Raw genomic sequence first — 15,107 nt, forward strand, 5'->3', positions numbered from 1 at the left:
CGATCGGCAAAGCCCACAAATACTTTCCGATTACGCAATCTAGCAATAGCAAAACAGCTTGCTGTTTGCGCCTGATAAATTGCAATATAGGAAAATATTATGGGCGCTGCCCAAACCCGCAATTGTTGAAAAAATTGAGTAAACTTTTTTTGTTTTTAGGAGGATAATTTAGCTTTAGCTAAATTTCAATGCCCGACCGACACTCCGCTAAATCATAATTTAATGTTACCCCAACATTTAGAACCCAACCAAAATTCAATATTCACATATAATATTTTGCAATTTTATAGAGTTTTGCCGCTCCCATTTGAATATGTCTTGTGACAACGGGCGGAGTTATACCAAGTTCGCTTGCAATGGTTTTCATCTTTTTTCCGTTAAAATAATACTCAAAAACGCAATGGCGCTGTCTGTCGGTAAGGTCATTCTCTATGACATTCATTAGTATTTTTAAAACTTTCTGACGGTTTTCGCTGTTGGTTTCGCCGTCCATAAGGCTTTTTTCAAAGCAAATCTTATCGGAATTTAAATCGGAAAAATGTATAAGTTTACTTCTCATCACATTACCCCCTTATATCTTGCCTCAAGCAAATTTGCAATATCAAGGCACTCAAGGTAATAACCTCTGTATCTGCAAATTTTCTCATTGATTTCCTTTTTATTTAATAAACTTTTAGTTTTTAACATACTTTTATATTTATCAACAACAGACAGCATTTTGTCTGCCTCTGCCCTGTATTCTTTTGACCATTCAAGATAATTGTTCATATTAACATCCTTTCCGCTTACTATTCATCAAATAAGAACCAACGGGGCTTGGTTCTCTATATAATATTATAGAGAGAAAAAATCACAAAATCAAGAGTTTTTAGAACATTTGTTCTAATTTAACTGATTTTAATGAACAAAGTCCCTTTTTCAGTACTTTGCTAATTGTTTTTTTAATTATTAACAGAACAAAAAATAAACCGACATTGATAAAAAACTCAATATCGGTTTAATGTCGGTTATGATTTTTAAATAAAGAGAATATATAACTGTTATGCATCATACCAATTAAAATTTTCATAATCGGGATACATTTCAGAAAACTCATCGTCACTGTATTCGTTTTTCACTTCATTTGCTATATCTACTACATAATAAGTATTACCGATTTTCAAATACGCAAAATTATTGGCATAAGCAAATGAATCAAAACGGCCGCTCAATATTTTTGTGCCGTTATTTATTACATCATCAACTTCTGTCGGTGGAATATATAACTCGTCCTGTAACATACTGTCTGATTTATCGTTGTTATGAGCGATTTTAAAAATAGATTTATTTTCAAAGGTATATACGGTCACATCAATCATCGAAATTACAGCCTGCCGTAAAAATTAAAATTCCGCATATAAAAGTTAGTATAAAAAAACTTAACACTTTCCTCATAATTTTCTCATATCTAAGATAATCCGAGAATTTATATTTATTTAAACATCACTGTGAAAATAATATAAAATTTGTGTTTCCTTATCTAAATAATATAAATTAAAGTTATTCAAAGGATTGCTTTTGTCCTTTGATATAAAACAAAAGTAATCATCCACATTAATTTGATTTTCTAAGAAATCATAATTATTACGCATATCATCGGTTGAATTATTTATTCTTCCGCTAAAATATTCTATACAGTTTTTAATGCTGTCCGTATTTTCATTCGTAACTTTCTGAAAGTTGTCATTTGATTTTATACTTTCCGATATATCATTATTATTTACATAATAATATTTATGATAATCCACAAAATCTCTTGCTCCGTACTCTTGCTCCGTAAGAATATTTCTCACAACCGGAATATTTAGGCAATGTTTTCAAAACACCGCTTTCATAATTACATGCTGAAAAAATAAAAATTAACATTACTGAAAATTGCAGCAATAAAAGTTTTTTTGTCAACTTCATAAATACCACTCCTTCTATAATTGTATAAATATTTTAAAAAACAGAAAGTTAAATATTTATCATATACCCTTACTTTACAGTATAATATTATCATATATAATATTGTTTAGCAACACATTCGCAATAATCTACAGCTTTTTGTATGAATACCTAACAAAAATCAACAGTGATTGGTATATATCACTAACAGTATAATTTAAAGGATTTTCAAACAATACTTAATTTTAAAGCTGACAAACTTCAACTGTTTTATTGTTAAACTTTCTTGACAAAGCAAAATATTTATAATAGAATATTAACAGATATGTGCCAATAGCTCAGCAGGATAGAGCGTCTGCCTCCTAAGAATATGTTGCAACACACACTTTTGATCGGAAAGTGTATGGTAATGTGGTAGAATAATCGTAAATTTAATACACGTCTTCGTAGCTCAGCCGGATAGAGCGTCCGCCTCCTAAGCGGAAGGCCGTGGGTTCGAATCCCGCCGAGGACGCCAAAAATTCCGCCGGAAAACCCAGTAAAATCAAGGGTTTCCGGCGTTTTTTCATTTTTACGAAGAAACAGCAAAAACGAAAAAATCACAAATTTTCATCAGCAAATTCTCCGTCTGCTAATGGAATTTAGGACTAATGTCGTCCGACTTTCAGGTGGACAGCTTGCTAATAAAAATTAGCAAAAAAATCGCTGTTTTGCTAATGAAAATGCCCTCTCTGATAATGGCGGAAAAAATCGAGCCAAAAATCCTGCTAATGGACAAGGCGGTCGTTACTCTGTTAATTTGTTCATTTAGGGGTGGCGAGCGACAATCGCACACTACCTCTATGCCCTTTTGACCTTGTAAATGTGATAATGGCAAATACAATGTTGCCGAGATTGGCTATCATAAGAATAATAAAAGGTTTATCAGCAGAAGCAAGGAACAAAATTAACAATCAGGATTATCTTGAAGAAGCGATTAAAACAATTAACAAGCTGCTCAAAGAATTCAAGAGTAAGGAGTTTTTGACATCCGAACTAATTGAGGGCATTGGTGCTCTTGAAAAGGACATTTTCGAGGTGGATAAGATTGTCAATGAGGACGAGATAAAGTATCTGTTTACACCAAATCCAGCTCATAAAAAAGCTATGAACTTGAAATATAAGTTTGACAGTGAAGGTGAATGGAAGTTTGCAAAAGCTCTTGACGATGATCCGAATGTAATGCTATACACTAAGCTCAAAAAAGGCGGTTTTGTTCTTGAAACTCCGGCAGGAAATTACTCTCCTGACTGGGCGATTGTCTATCAAAAGGGCAACGAGAACTTTGCTATGTATTTTATAGCAGAAACAAAATGGGATCCTCACTGCTTTTATTCCACAGCTCGGCACATAACCGCTAAAACAGAATATGTTTAAGACGGTGTAATACTATAAAACATGAAACATCCTCATAGATTAAAAATTAAGGACCACCCAAGAAAAAAATAGGTGGTCCTTGATTTTAGAGAGATTTTATTTTTAAAGGAGTTAGAAATCAGCTCATTTTATTTGTTTATACCAAAAATATATTTTGTAGTTTGTGTATAGTTTTCGTTTGCTTTTAATATTGTCGTAGGAAAACTCTTGTGATTTACAGCATCGGGAAAGCCCTGGGTTTCAAGACAAAACGCGGGATTTTCTCCGTATGTTGCTGAATCCTTTCCCATATTGGACAAAACATCGACATAATTTGCTGTATATACATGAACACCTTTTTGAGAAGTATAGCATTTTAATGTGATTCCGCTATCAATACCCTCAGCTTCAGCTGCAAGCACAAATTCTTCATCAGAATGATTCAGCACAAACATATGATCAATACCGTTTGCAAAACCAATCTGCTTGTTTTTTCTGTCAATGCCATTTCCAATTAACTTGGGTTCGGTAAAATCAAACGATGTATTCTTAACGGGAGTTATCTCTCCTGTGGGATTGAGGTTTGAATTTATCGGTATGAAGGAATTTGCATTTATTTTCAGCTTGTGATTTTCTGTAACTTTACCGCTTTTATGTCCGTTAAGATTAAAATATGAATGATTGGTCAGATTACATATTGTGTCTTTGTCAGAAACTGCCGACCATTTTATCGTAAGTGCATTTTCATCATCAAAGGTGTAGCGTACAAAGACCTTCATATTTCCGGGATAGCCCTCATCACCGTCGGGACTATCAAGCATAAATAGAACTGTATTTGGAACTTTATCATCAACTACCGCAAGCCACACTTTGCGGCTAAAGCTGTTAAATCCGCCGTGTAGATGGTTACTCCCATTGTTTACAGAGAGCTGATAATCTTCTCCGTTAAGAGTAAACTTGCCGTAAGCAATTCTTCCGCAACATCTTCCGACAGTAGCACCGAAGTATGTTCCGTCAAATTCATAACCGCCAATGTGCTCATAGCCGAGAACTACATCTCTAATACTACCATTTTTGTCGGGAACTTTTATCGAAACGACACTTGCGCCTAAATCACATAATGTCACGCTTGCTCCGCTGTTATTTTCTATTGTATAAAGATGAGTGTTTTCACCTTTGGATGTAGGTTCAAAATTTACTACCCTTACCTTTGACATTTTAGCACTTCCTTTACTACAGAGTCTTTATAAATTTATCAAACGCCTTTTGTCCTTCAGGAGTTCTTTTGAATACACCTGCATCCAAAAGAACATTAAGAAACACCTTTCCTATCTCATTTTGAATTATTGAATCAACATTATTTTCATTGATTTCATCATACTGCGAAACAAATTCATTTACCCACTCGGAATGTTTGCTGATTTTCGGAATTTCACTTACATCCTTGTGATTAAGAATAGCATCCTTTAAAATAGCCATTTCATCTTTAAGCCTTGAGGGCAATACTGCAAGTCCCATAACTTCAATAAGGCCGATATTTTCTTTTTTAATATGATGCAAATTCGCATGAGGATGAAATACTCCCAGAGGATGCTCTTCACTTGTAATATTATTTCTGAGAACGAGGTCAATAACAAATTTTCCATCCTTTGTAAAAGCAATCGGAGTAATAGTGTTGTGAATTTCACCATCTGTTTCGGCAAAAATGCCAACATCTGCGTCCGTGTACGCTCTCCAACTCTTTAGAATATAAGAAGATAATGAAATAATGCTGTCCTTGTTTTTACCTGTCAATCTTACAACTGACATAGGCCACTTTACAATTCCACACTCCACATCATCAAAGCCGTTAACAATAAACTTTCTTTCAACCTCTGCCCTATTAAGTGCAAAGCTGTATCTGCCACCCTGAAAATGTTCATGTGTAAGTATTGAACCGCCTACAATCGGTAAATCAGCATTCGAACCGATTATATAATGCGGAAACTGTGAAATAAAATCAAACAGTTTTCTGAATGTAGAATCATTGATTACCATTGGTGTATGCTCACCGTTAAACACAATACAATGTTCATTGTAATAAACATACGGAGAATATTGCATAAACCAGTTATCTCCGTCAATGGTGAGCGGAATAATTCTGTGATTATCTCTTGCAGGATGATTTACTCTTCCGGCATATCCTTCATTTTCCTTACAAAGCAAACATTTCGGATAGCCCGACTGTTTTTGAAGTTTTGCCGCTGCAATAGCTTTCGGATCTTTTTCAGGCTTTGAAAGATTTACAGTGATATCAATATCACCGTATTCGGTTGATGTTTTCCACTTTAAATCTTTCTTAATACGATATCTTCTTATATAATCGGTATCGCAGCTGAATTTATAGTAGCTATCGGTTGCAAGTTTAGGAGAAGCGCTATAATTCTGCCAAAATTCTCTTATTACTTCTGACGGTCGCTTAACAAGTGAAGCCATAAGTTTCACATCAAATAAGTCGCGATATGTTACTGTATTTTCGGGAATGATTCCTTTTTCGTATGCATAATCAAGAAGTCCCGACAAAATTTCTTCAAGAGTATCCTCGTTATCTGCTGTAAGACAAGTACAACTGTCATCAGGTTCATCCATATGGAACAACGATAAAAGCCTATTTTGCGTGTAGATTATATCCTCTTTTTCAATAAGCCCTGTATTGATTCCGTATGAAACAAGTCTTAATATTAAGCCGTAAACGCTGTTCTTCATAAATACCGCCTCACTTACTATAGCCGTTTGGATGTGTTGAATGCCATTCCCACGCTGTTTTAATAATTGTTCCCAGATCATCATACTCAGGTTTCCAGCCAAGTACAGTTTTCGCCTTATCGCTTGATGCAATCAATACAGCAGGATCGCCGCTTCTTCTGCTTTCTTCAACAACCTTAATGTTTTTCTGTGTAACTTCCTTTGCTTTTTCAATTACCTCACGGACAGAAAAACCTACACCGTTGCCAAGATTGAATATATCACTTTTACCGCCCTTCATAAGATATTCAACTGCAAGAATATGAGCCTGTGCAAGGTCAGTGACATGGATATAATCACGAATACAAGTTCCGTCAGATGTGGGATAATCAGTACCAAAAATACTTATGTGGTCACGGGTACCCTGCGCCGCTTGAAGAATAATCGGAATAAGGTGGGTTTCAGGATTATGTGCCTCACCGATTTTTCCGCTGATATGTGCTCCGCATGCATTAAAATATCTGAGAGAAACATATCTTAAACCATGTGCTTTTTCAACCCAATAGAACATTCTCTCCATGGATTTTTTTGTTTCTCCGTAGCAGTTTGTCGGATTTGTCGGATCGGTTTCAAGAATAGGAGTTCTCTCAGGCTCACCGTATGTTGCCGCTGTTGATGAAAATACAATCTTATCAATTCCGTGAGCAACCATTGACTGAAGCAAAACCTTTGTGCCGTTGAGGTTATTATCATAATATTTGAGAGGGTTGGTCATACTTTCACCGACAAGTGAATTGGCTGCAAAATGAATTACAGCATCAATACCTTTTTCTTTATCAAAAACGCTGTCAATTTCACTTCTGTTTCTGAGATCGCCTTTATAAAATTTTGCTTTGGGATGAACCGCCTCGATATGACCTGTTTCAAGGTTATCGAATACAACAACCTCATTACCACTTTCAATAAGTCTGTAAACTGTATGCGAACCGATATATCCGGCACCGCCTAAAACAAGAATTTTCATTTTGTCCTCCTTAATAAAAACAAAACCTACATAATTACATTACTTTTATTCCGCCGTATTTTCTCACTTTGAGAACATGGCATGAGTTTTCTCCGAAAATTTTATTTATAAATTCTTTGTAATTACTTACAAAATCATTTTTGACAAACGCCTGAATTGTACCTGCAAATCCACCGCCGTGAACACGGCACACGCCGTAATTGCGAAGAAGGCTTTCGCTGAGTGCAAGGGCTACCGAGATGTTCTGATGTTGAATATCTCTTGTTGTATATACATTCTGAAGATACTTAAACGATGAATTACCGGATTTTCTGATTGCGTCAAGGAATTCAACAAACTTACCGTTTTCAAGTGACGAAACGGCATTTTTAACATTATGCTCCTCATTAAAGAAATGAATTGCACGAAGTACCGGTCTGTCGCCAACAGCCTCACGAATTTCGCCAAGGTGAATATAAAATTCGTTTGAATCACAATTTCTCAGATAATCTTCTCCGAGAAAATTTGCAACTTTTTTCATTTCCGAGGGAATCATAGCATAATCATCTGTAAGATCAACATGATCACCCTTTGTGTCAACAATACAAAGACTGTAATCATATTTTTCAAATTCGGTAGGTACTTTCTTAACAATTGGCTTTGTCGGATCTTTAAAGTCAATGTTAACCATTCCTCCGACTGAACAAGCCATTTGATCCATAAGTCCGCACGGCTTTTTGAAAAATACATTTTCAGCATACTGAGAAATCTGAGCAATCTCAACTGAATTTATTTTCATATCATTATATAAACCGGAAATAATAGTTCCGACAACTACCTCAAAAGCTGCTGACGATGAAAGTCCTGCACCAACAAGTACATCACTTGTTGCATAAGCATTGAATCCACCAATTTTGTATCCATGATCCTTAAGTCCACGAAGAACACCTCTGATGAGGCTGACCGTTGTGCCTGCCTCATCATTATTAACTTCAAGGTCATTTATATCGAGAGTAATCATATCATAACCGTCAGAAACAAATCTTACAACATCATTGTTATTCTTGGCCGACACAGCAATAGTATCAAGATTAATGGATGTTGCAAGCACCATTCCATGCTGGTGATCTGTATGATTACCGCAAACCTCACTTCTGCCGGGAGCACTGAATATTGCTACTTTATCAGGGCAATAAATTGTTTCATACTGCTCAATTGCATGAACATATCTTTTTTTCTGATAATCAATCATTGATGAATCTATATATATATCAGTGAAAAGATTATCAAATTCGCCGTTTGTAATTTTTTCAATTGCTGTTTTAGTATCAATCATTTTATTTACCTGCCTTTTCCGCAACTGTAGGAAAGAACATAGAAGGCTCTGTGTTACCGCTTTCATCAAGCTGTTGTGTCATATCAATCTTGCCTTCTCTTCTTGCACTGATTGTGTTTATAACCTTCTTCATCATACCGTCATTGAGTTTATATTTCTTTCTGTAAACAACATAAGCAATAAGCATACAAACCGCAGGAACAATGCACATAAGTGTACTGATTGATGCTACTGTTGCAAATGACTGTTCCTGTCCCGGAATATACTGTGTGCTTCCAAGTGCCGCGCCAATACCGAGTGCTGTAAGAGCTGCTGTGAATTTTACGATAAGCGTCTGAAGTGAGAATACAACGCCTTCATTTCTTGTTCCAAGCTTAAATTCACCGTAATCAACAACATCTGCAAGGAATACTGTTGCACAACCAAGTTCAAGACCTGTACCAAGTTTTACAATAACACCTGAGATTGATGTGAGCACAACATTGTGCGGAGCAAAAATACCTACGAGCAAAAGCATTACAAGACCAAATGCAGGGAAAAGACACGCAAGAAGGAACGAAGTTTTTCTTGAAAGAAATTTTGTAACCTTAGGGAATACGATAAGACCTACAACCTCTGCGATTGATGCGCTGATCATAAATGATGACATCATTCCTGCGTCGCCGCAAACATATTTGAAATAATATGTAGCAACACCCATAATGCACTGAATGCCGATGTTGTAAAGGAAGATAAGAGTTACCGCCCAACGAAGTTGATCATTCTTGCCGATGATTGAGAAAATATCTTTAAACTTAACTTTCTTTTCCGGAACAGAATCATCTCTCTTTTTTGGAAGATTGATTACTGTAATACCGATTGTAAGAATAAATACAATTGCAATTATGATTGCAAATCTGTGATAACCTGCCTGATTTGTTGTGCCGCCGCCGAGAGCCTCAATAATTTGAACACCAAAGCCTGCAATAACAAGTGACTGACCGATACTTGCAAAGATTCTCGGAAGTACCGAAACTTTTTCTCTCTCCTCAGGATTTGAAGTGAGGTTAGGAATAATTGACCAATAAGGAATATCCATAATTGTGTAAGTCATACCCCAGAGTATGTAAGCTGCTGTTGCAAATATGCAAAGTCCAACACCATTGAGGTGGAAGTCTGTGAATAAAACAACAAATATAATTGAATTAACCAGCGTACCTATTACAAGCCATGGAATAAATTTACCCCATCTGCTGCGTGTGTTATCAACAATCATACCCATAAACAAATCATTAAAGGCATCCCATAACTTTGCAACAAAGAACATTACGCCGATAAATACCGGGTTGACCTTGATGATGTCTGTGAAATAAATCATTGAAAATGTGGCAATCATACCATAAATCATATCTTTGCCGAGGGCACCTAAAGCAAAGGTGTATTTGATTCTACCTGGGATTTTGCCATCAAGTCTTGGTTGTGATGATGTCTGTTTCATAATTTTTCCTCCTTTTAATTTTAAATGAAACGCCGTGACAACCTGCACAAAAGATTTCGCTATTATTTGATAATAATGTTTCTTTTGTTTTTATGTTAACTAAATTATATGTTTTGTTTCGTAAACTGTCAATAGTTTTTGGTAAACATTTTTACTTTCTCCGTTTTTTACTAAACACGACTTGATTTTTTAGTAATATTTCACTATAATAGTAGTGAGGTGATTCAAATGGCTACAATCAGAGATGTTGCCAAAAAGGCAAATGTATCAGTAGCTACTGTTTCAAGAGTGCTTAATAACGACGCTACCCTCAGCACCTCGCTTGAAACAAAGCAAAAAATATTTGCAGCAGCTAAAGAACTTAATTATGTAAAGAAAAAAAGGGTTACATCAGCACCTTCATGTCGCATTGGAATTCTACAATGGTTCTCTTTCAAACAGGAAATTGAAGATAATTATTACTTTTTGATGAGACAGGGTATCGAGGACTACTGTTCAAAAAATAATATAAGTATTGTACGAACATTTAAAACAGACAATGACTATCAGAATGTACTCTGCGATGTTGATGGCATAATCTGCCTCGGGAAGTTTAGTAAACAAGAAATAAAATTACTGCATTCATTGAATAATAAAATTGTTTTTCTTGATATGACCGTTGAGAATATTGAAATCACATCCGTATCGCTCGACTTTCGTCAGGCAGTGTCCGATGCAATTAAATATCTATATGATTTAGGCCATAGAACAGTTGGCTTTATCGGAGGCATTGAACAGCTTGAGGACGGAACGATATTTCCTGATAAACGACTCAACACTTTCACAGACATTTGCGATGAACTAAACATTAAATATGATGGGTTTATTATGCAGGACAAATTTTCAACATCATCCGGTTATAAAATGATGTCAGAAATGATCAGCAAAGGAAATCTCCCCACAGCTATTTTTGCGGCAAGCGATCCTATTGCAATCGGTGCAATGAGAGCTCTGCAAGAAAACGGTTACAAAATTCCTGAGGATATTTCTGTTATGGGATTTGATAACACGGAGCTTTCGGGATATACAAACCCTCCGCTCACTACGGTAAACGCACCTGTATATGCAATGGGTATTTATGGCATTAGATTTATTTTGAATATGATGAAATCTAAAAGCACCGATTATTATTCTCCTATGCGTGTCTATCTGCCTTGTCCAATAAAAGTTCGCAACTCATGTGCAAAACCTAAAAGTTTATAATTATTATCGTTATCATACGATTGTATGCTATAATAAAATTATCGTTATACGGTTGATTTTGAAAGTAGTCTGCCCTCTTAACCGACTGCTGCTTGACTACTTTTGAAGAATCTAATATAGCACATTTGGCGTGATTTGAGTCGGCGATTAGTCAGAAATATAAAAATGAATCTGCCTCTTATTTATAATTAACATTTTTAAAGAATCTCATATGCATTTTTGCAAAGTAAAAATCCACCGGCTAAGCCGGTGGATCTTTACTATATTCTCAACATCTCTCACCCTCTCTATTCTACCGTCCTCATCAGTCATTCTTGTAACACGAAAAAACAAGTTTACAAGAATTTTAGGCATAAAAAAAGAGCCCAATGGCTCAGATGTTAAAAATATTAATAAGTAATGTTATTGATTATTTCTAATTCTGCGATATTTCCTTACTTTTTAAGATTTACAAGAAGGTATCGTTTTATTCACTCCTTGCTGCGGGACTACTTTTACATTGCTTACGATTACTATAAGCAGGATTAAAAGGATAATTCCTAAAATAATAAGTCCTAACATTATTTACCTCTCATTCTGTTACGGGTTCTACTATGAGCTTGACGCCTTCTATTGCGAGAACCTTAACTTTTGTTTTTTTAAAAAGCGGTGCTTTGTCGGACTTTACCGTCCATGTTTCCTGCTGAAAACCGCATTAGGATGGGAAAAGTTGAGGTTTGTTTATCTTGGAAATAACGCTTCGGAATGAACTCCTAAGCAGAAGGTCGGGGGTTCATTCCCTTTTGGCACGCCAAACCAAACCCGCACCGAGGAGTTGTTTTTATGACTTTCGGTGCGGGTTTTTCTGTATCTCTTGATTTTTATTTAATATGAGAATATAATAAATTTCAACGGAATGTCGGCGGCTTGTGCCTGATTATTCGATATTCGTTTTTATTTAACAAAATATTACACAGATTAGGAAAAATGATATGATTATTAAAAGAGCTGTTTTACATATACTTGACTTCAATTCGGGAATGAGCGTTTTTTCTCAAAACGAACTCGACTGTACAGACGATACGGTAAGCACATTTCTTCAAAAGCACCTTGAAAAACTTCACAAGGATTCCGCGGGAAAAAGCGGTACTTTTAATGCCGACAGTGGTTTTGCGGCGGCGCTGACGGAATACGGCAACAAAGGTCTTGAATTTATAGATTTCACTTCACAAATTGCCAATGTTCTTTATGAGAATATTTCTCTTTCCGACAAACTTGACGCAATAGATTTTGTTGCGGCAGATTATATAAATGACGATTCCGACTACTTTGCAATTCTGCTTATAACCAACAAATCCGCCTATACTCATCAGGTAATTACAGATGAAAACGGTATTCATAACGAAATTATGAAGCATTACGCTATCCTGCCTGCCCCGTCGCAAAAAATAGATTCATATGCGATTATAAATATGAAAACGGGAGAAATACATTTTTCGGATAAAAAGCGCCAAATCGACGGCAACAGCGTATATGTACTTCCGGAAATACTGCTCGAATGTTCGTCGGGCGTTTCCGCAAAAGAGGCTGTAAAAATCGTAAGGGAAACCGCAAACGAGGTTGCCGAAGAATACGGAGTAAACTCGGCAGTCGCCGTTTCAAAGGCAAAAAGCTACATTGTCGAAAACTGCGAGGAATCCGACACCATTTCCACACAGGAACTTGCCGAAAATATTTTTTCGGAGTCACCAATTATGCAAGAGGCATTTGAAAAGAAAATCGAAGAAAAAGAAATACCCAAAGACTTAAAAATCGAAAAAACATCTGCCGTAAGAGCCAGCAAAAGTCAGAAAATAAAAACCGATACGGGCATAGAAATAACCGTACCTGTAGAATATTTTGAAGATGACAGATATATTGAGTTTATCAACAACAACGACGGCACAATTTCAATCGCACTTAAAAATATCGGCAAACTTATAAACAGATAAACCCGCTTTTTTAATTTGCAAAAAATTTTTGAATAATTTTTAAATAATGCTTGACAAATCAATCCGTATTTGATATAATCAATATCGCTGATTGAGATTACAGCATTTCGGCGACATAGCCAAGTGGTAAGGCACGAGTCTGCAAAACTCCGATTCCCCAGTTCGAATCTGGGTGTCGCCTCCAAATTTTGTAAAAGCACTTCGTAAGAGGTGCTTTTACAAATAACAATAACTTTATGGGAGCATAGCTCAGCTGGGAGAGCATCTGCCTTACAAGCAGAGGGTCATAGGTTCGAGTCCTATTGTTCCCACCAAAGGGTAAAAGTTTTATGCCTTTGCCCTTTTTATTATGCGGATGTAGCTCATCTGGTAGAGCGCCACCTTGCCAAGGTGGAGGTAGCGGGTTCGAGCCCCGTCATCCGCTCCAAAAAACATTAAAAAAGCACTTGTCTTTTGACGAGTGCTTTTTTGACTATATACCAACTTTTGGTAGATACTCGAATTGAATGTTGAAATATTCTGCTTGATTGGAAATCTGATGGTTATTATATGACAATACAGAGTCTGTCTGTTTACAGTTCTTCCGTCTTAAAGGTTGTATAACCCTCATAATAGTAACTATGGTCGATACCTTTCATATAGATCTCTCGACTGTCTGTTTCGTCTGTAAGTGCACATTTTAGCAACACTTTAATTTCCACATCTTTAATTGGGCTGCGCTCCATTGCCAACAGATAATCTTCTTTATCAACTTTGCTCCAATCAATCACCTTGCCGATTTCGTTTTTCAAAATATGGTCAAGCCAAATGCGTGTGCTTCGCCCGTTTCCCTCACGAAACGGGTGGGCAATGTTCATCTCAACATACTTTTCTATAATCTCGTCAAAGCTCGCCTGCGGCATCTTGTCAATGCTTTCAAGTGCCGCCTGCAAGTACAATAAAGGTGCAAAACGAAAATTACCTTTTGCAATATTGACGGTTCTAAGTTCACCTGCAAAATCGTAAATATCCTCAAAAAGATATTTATGAATTGCCTGCAATGTAGAAAACTTGCCGGCAGGAAGACTGTCTAAAACGCTATTTTCAAAAAGTTCCACAGCTCTTTTCTTGCTGACGAATTCTTCTTCACGGGCAAGGTCAGCAGAACTTGTCAGTCCGAATTTATTTTCAAGTGTCATTTAGTTTCTCCCTCATTCAATTAATTATCTGCACACTTTCGTATAGTCAAAATTTAGTCAAAATTCTGTTGTTTTAGTATAACATATTTTAAATTTAGAAGCAATGATTATTGCAGATTTATAAAAAAGGCAAGAAAATATTATAAAAGTGAAACTGATTTTGTTATAGCTCCGTCAGAGATAATTTAATTTTTCTTACTTTTCTGCTCTACTGTCAATTTACCCTATCTGCAACCGTATGCCAAATACTCGCCGTTTTATGCGGCGAGTATTTTTTAGCAAATATTATTCGATTAAACTTACATATTGTCGGCGGATTCTGCGATTTTCATTTGAAGATATGTAACATCCGTAATCATAATAAGACCGTCACCGTCCAAATCTGCCGACAATACCTTTAAGTCGGATAATTTATGTCCGCCCGAAATAGACATTTGCAAAATTGTTGCGTCATTAACATCAATCTTACCGTCGCTGTTAAAATCTCCGAATACAGCCTTTGTTGTATCAATTTCATAACTGCCCGTAGCGTTGTCTGCGCTGACATATGCCACATAGCAAGTACCGCCCTTTGCCACAGATGTTACGAATGTATATTTCTCATCTTTACCGAGAGTTTTACTGTTAATAACCTCGCCCTTTTCATTTAAAAGATATACATTCACACTGTCCATATGAGATGTTGCAAGAACCGCAAGCATTGCTTTCTTGTCAAAACTGTATTTAAAAATATCCACATTGTCGGTTTCTGTCAAATGTCCGCTGTAAATGGTTTCGGTTTCCGCATTGTTTGCGGTTTCGAGAGTATTGTTTGAACCCTCTTCGGTTTCGGAGAAAGATTCATAAAACGGCGTAA

General features: G+C 36.2%; 15 protein-coding genes, 4 tRNA genes and 1 pseudogene. 7 read left to right on the forward strand and 13 right to left on the reverse strand.

The window, feature by feature from the left end; all coding sequences use genetic code 11:
* Window positions 1–262: 262 nt before the first annotated feature.
* The 5 genes from AAAY30_RS04900 to AAAY30_RS04920 all read right to left on the reverse strand — a co-directional run bounded on the left by AAAY30_RS04900 (window position 263) and on the right by AAAY30_RS04920 (window position 1,947).
* Entirely contained in the window at window positions 263–559 is a 297-nt protein-coding gene (locus tag AAAY30_RS04900) for a sigma factor-like helix-turn-helix DNA-binding protein (RefSeq protein WP_186935083.1), read from the reverse strand.
* The gene (locus tag AAAY30_RS04905) at window positions 559–768 is read right to left on the reverse strand and encodes a hypothetical protein (protein WP_022235317.1); all 210 of its coding nucleotides are present in this window, start codon (window positions 766–768) and stop codon (window positions 559–561) included. Before AAAY30_RS04905 ends, AAAY30_RS04900 begins: the two co-directional genes overlap by 1 nt.
* A gap of 272 nt (window positions 769–1,040) precedes the next feature.
* Window positions 1,041–1,358, reverse strand: coding sequence for a hypothetical protein (locus tag AAAY30_RS04910; RefSeq protein ID WP_302190969.1), 318 nt, complete (start codon window positions 1,356–1,358; stop codon window positions 1,041–1,043).
* A gap of 117 nt (window positions 1,359–1,475) precedes the next feature.
* Window positions 1,476–1,787 carry a hypothetical protein gene (locus AAAY30_RS04915; RefSeq protein ID WP_302190968.1) on the reverse strand — a complete coding sequence of 104 codons (312 nt, stop codon included), beginning with the start codon at window positions 1,785–1,787 and terminating at the stop codon, window positions 1,476–1,478.
* Window positions 1,774–1,947, reverse strand: coding sequence for a hypothetical protein (locus AAAY30_RS04920; RefSeq protein ID WP_301965970.1), 174 nt, complete (start codon window positions 1,945–1,947; stop codon window positions 1,774–1,776). The genes AAAY30_RS04915 and AAAY30_RS04920 overlap by 14 nt, the downstream gene beginning before the upstream one ends.
* Before the next feature lie 419 nt (window positions 1,948–2,366).
* On the opposite strand from AAAY30_RS04920, the gene AAAY30_RS04925 reads away from it, so the two are divergent.
* Window positions 2,367–2,443, forward strand: a tRNA-Arg gene (locus AAAY30_RS04925).
* A gap of 353 nt (window positions 2,444–2,796) precedes the next feature.
* Window positions 2,797–3,342 carry a restriction endonuclease gene (locus tag AAAY30_RS04930; protein WP_295026167.1) on the forward strand — a complete coding sequence of 182 codons (546 nt, stop codon included), beginning with the start codon at window positions 2,797–2,799 and terminating at the stop codon, window positions 3,340–3,342.
* A gap of 128 nt (window positions 3,343–3,470) precedes the next feature.
* Here the strand turns inward: AAAY30_RS04930 and AAAY30_RS04935 are convergent, their stop codons facing one another.
* From AAAY30_RS04935 to melB, 5 genes are read right to left on the reverse strand one after another with little or no spacing between them, the layout of a single operon-like run.
* Window positions 3,471–4,538, reverse strand: a complete 1,068-nt coding sequence (locus AAAY30_RS04935; RefSeq protein WP_337781613.1) for an aldose epimerase family protein — start codon at window positions 4,536–4,538, stop codon at window positions 3,471–3,473.
* Between the two features lie 16 nt (window positions 4,539–4,554).
* Window positions 4,555–6,066 carry a UDP-glucose--hexose-1-phosphate uridylyltransferase gene (gene galT, locus AAAY30_RS04940; RefSeq protein ID WP_178586094.1) on the reverse strand — a complete coding sequence of 504 codons (1,512 nt, stop codon included), beginning with the start codon at window positions 6,064–6,066 and terminating at the stop codon, window positions 4,555–4,557.
* Window positions 6,067–6,076: 10 nt separating this feature from the next.
* Complete coding sequence (gene galE, locus AAAY30_RS04945) at window positions 6,077–7,069, reverse strand: UDP-glucose 4-epimerase GalE (RefSeq protein WP_302197216.1); 993 nt, start codon at window positions 7,067–7,069, stop codon at window positions 6,077–6,079.
* A gap of 34 nt (window positions 7,070–7,103) precedes the next feature.
* Window positions 7,104–8,384, reverse strand: coding sequence for a galactokinase (locus AAAY30_RS04950; protein ID WP_499215780.1), 1,281 nt, complete (start codon window positions 8,382–8,384; stop codon window positions 7,104–7,106).
* Window position 8,385: 1 nt separating this feature from the next.
* The gene (melB, locus tag AAAY30_RS04955) at window positions 8,386–9,861 is read right to left on the reverse strand and encodes a melibiose:sodium transporter MelB (RefSeq protein WP_499222349.1); all 1,476 of its coding nucleotides are present in this window, start codon (window positions 9,859–9,861) and stop codon (window positions 8,386–8,388) included.
* 228 nt (window positions 9,862–10,089) lie between these two features.
* On the opposite strand from melB, the gene AAAY30_RS04960 reads away from it, so the two are divergent.
* A complete protein-coding gene (locus AAAY30_RS04960) occupies window positions 10,090–11,103 on the forward strand; it encodes a LacI family DNA-binding transcriptional regulator (protein ID WP_302197219.1) in 1,014 nt (337 codons plus the stop codon).
* Window positions 11,104–11,674: 571 nt separating this feature from the next.
* Here the strand turns inward: AAAY30_RS04960 and AAAY30_RS04965 are convergent.
* Window positions 11,675–11,773, reverse strand: a pseudogene (locus AAAY30_RS04965) (NfeD family protein); the annotation flags it as partial.
* Window positions 11,774–12,074: 301 nt separating this feature from the next.
* Between AAAY30_RS04965 and AAAY30_RS04970 the strand changes: the two are divergent.
* The 4 genes from AAAY30_RS04970 (at window position 12,075) to AAAY30_RS04985 (ending at window position 13,500) form a co-directional block, all read left to right on the forward strand.
* Window positions 12,075–13,073 (forward strand): nucleoid-associated protein, encoded by a 999-nt coding sequence (locus AAAY30_RS04970; protein WP_302190964.1) that lies wholly within the window; start codon window positions 12,075–12,077, stop codon window positions 13,071–13,073.
* A 109-nt stretch (window positions 13,074–13,182) separates the two neighbouring features.
* Window positions 13,183–13,257: transfer RNA gene (locus tag AAAY30_RS04975), tRNA-Cys, on the forward strand.
* A 54-nt stretch (window positions 13,258–13,311) separates the two neighbouring features.
* Window positions 13,312–13,387 (forward strand) — tRNA-Val (locus tag AAAY30_RS04980).
* 37 nt (window positions 13,388–13,424) lie between these two features.
* Window positions 13,425–13,500: transfer RNA gene (locus AAAY30_RS04985), tRNA-Gly, on the forward strand.
* A gap of 145 nt (window positions 13,501–13,645) precedes the next feature.
* Here AAAY30_RS04985 and fic read toward each other — a convergent pair.
* Both fic and AAAY30_RS04995 read right to left on the reverse strand, forming a co-directional pair.
* A complete protein-coding gene (gene fic, locus AAAY30_RS04990) occupies window positions 13,646–14,251 on the reverse strand; it encodes a protein adenylyltransferase Fic (protein ID WP_302186731.1) in 606 nt (201 codons plus the stop codon).
* A gap of 299 nt (window positions 14,252–14,550) precedes the next feature.
* On the reverse strand, window positions 14,551–14,988 hold the full coding sequence (locus tag AAAY30_RS04995; protein WP_499215781.1) for a dockerin type I repeat-containing protein: 438 nt from the start codon (window positions 14,986–14,988) through the stop codon (window positions 14,551–14,553).
* Between the last annotated feature and the right edge of the window lie 119 nt (window positions 14,989–15,107).

It is taken from the genome of Ruminococcoides bili (assembly GCF_040093295.1).
Classification (GTDB): domain Bacteria; phylum Bacillota; class Clostridia; order Oscillospirales; family Acutalibacteraceae; genus Ruminococcoides; species Ruminococcoides intestinale_A.

Excerpts from the sequence above, each read along its gene's own strand:
- AAAY30_RS04900 (WP_186935083.1), bottom strand. The coding sequence starts at position 559 with ATGAGAAGTAAACTTATACATTTTTCCGATTTAAATTCCGATAAGATT.
- AAAY30_RS04905 (WP_022235317.1), bottom strand. The coding sequence starts at position 768 with ATGAACAATTATCTTGAATGGTCAAAAGAATACAGGGCAGAGGCAGAC.
- AAAY30_RS04910 (WP_302190969.1), bottom strand. The coding sequence starts at position 1,358 with ATGATTGATGTGACCGTATATACCTTTGAAAATAAATCTATTTTTAAA.
- AAAY30_RS04920 (WP_301965970.1), bottom strand. The coding sequence starts at position 1,947 with ATGAAGTTGACAAAAAAACTTTTATTGCTGCAATTTTCAGTAATGTTA.
- AAAY30_RS04930 (WP_295026167.1), top strand. The coding sequence starts at position 2,797 with ATGGCAAATACAATGTTGCCGAGATTGGCTATCATAAGAATAATAAAA.
- AAAY30_RS04935 (WP_337781613.1), bottom strand. The coding sequence starts at position 4,538 with ATGTCAAAGGTAAGGGTAGTAAATTTTGAACCTACATCCAAAGGTGAA.
- galT (WP_178586094.1), bottom strand. The coding sequence starts at position 6,066 with ATGAAGAACAGCGTTTACGGCTTAATATTAAGACTTGTTTCATACGGA.
- galE (WP_302197216.1), bottom strand. The coding sequence starts at position 7,069 with ATGAAAATTCTTGTTTTAGGCGGTGCCGGATATATCGGTTCGCATACA.
- AAAY30_RS04950 (WP_499215780.1), bottom strand. The coding sequence starts at position 8,384 with ATGATTGATACTAAAACAGCAATTGAAAAAATTACAAACGGCGAATTT.
- melB (WP_499222349.1), bottom strand. The coding sequence starts at position 9,861 with ATGAAACAGACATCATCACAACCAAGACTTGATGGCAAAATCCCAGGT.
- AAAY30_RS04960 (WP_302197219.1), top strand. The coding sequence starts at position 10,090 with ATGGCTACAATCAGAGATGTTGCCAAAAAGGCAAATGTATCAGTAGCT.
- AAAY30_RS04970 (WP_302190964.1), top strand. The coding sequence starts at position 12,075 with ATGATTATTAAAAGAGCTGTTTTACATATACTTGACTTCAATTCGGGA.
- fic (WP_302186731.1), bottom strand. The coding sequence starts at position 14,251 with ATGACACTTGAAAATAAATTCGGACTGACAAGTTCTGCTGACCTTGCC.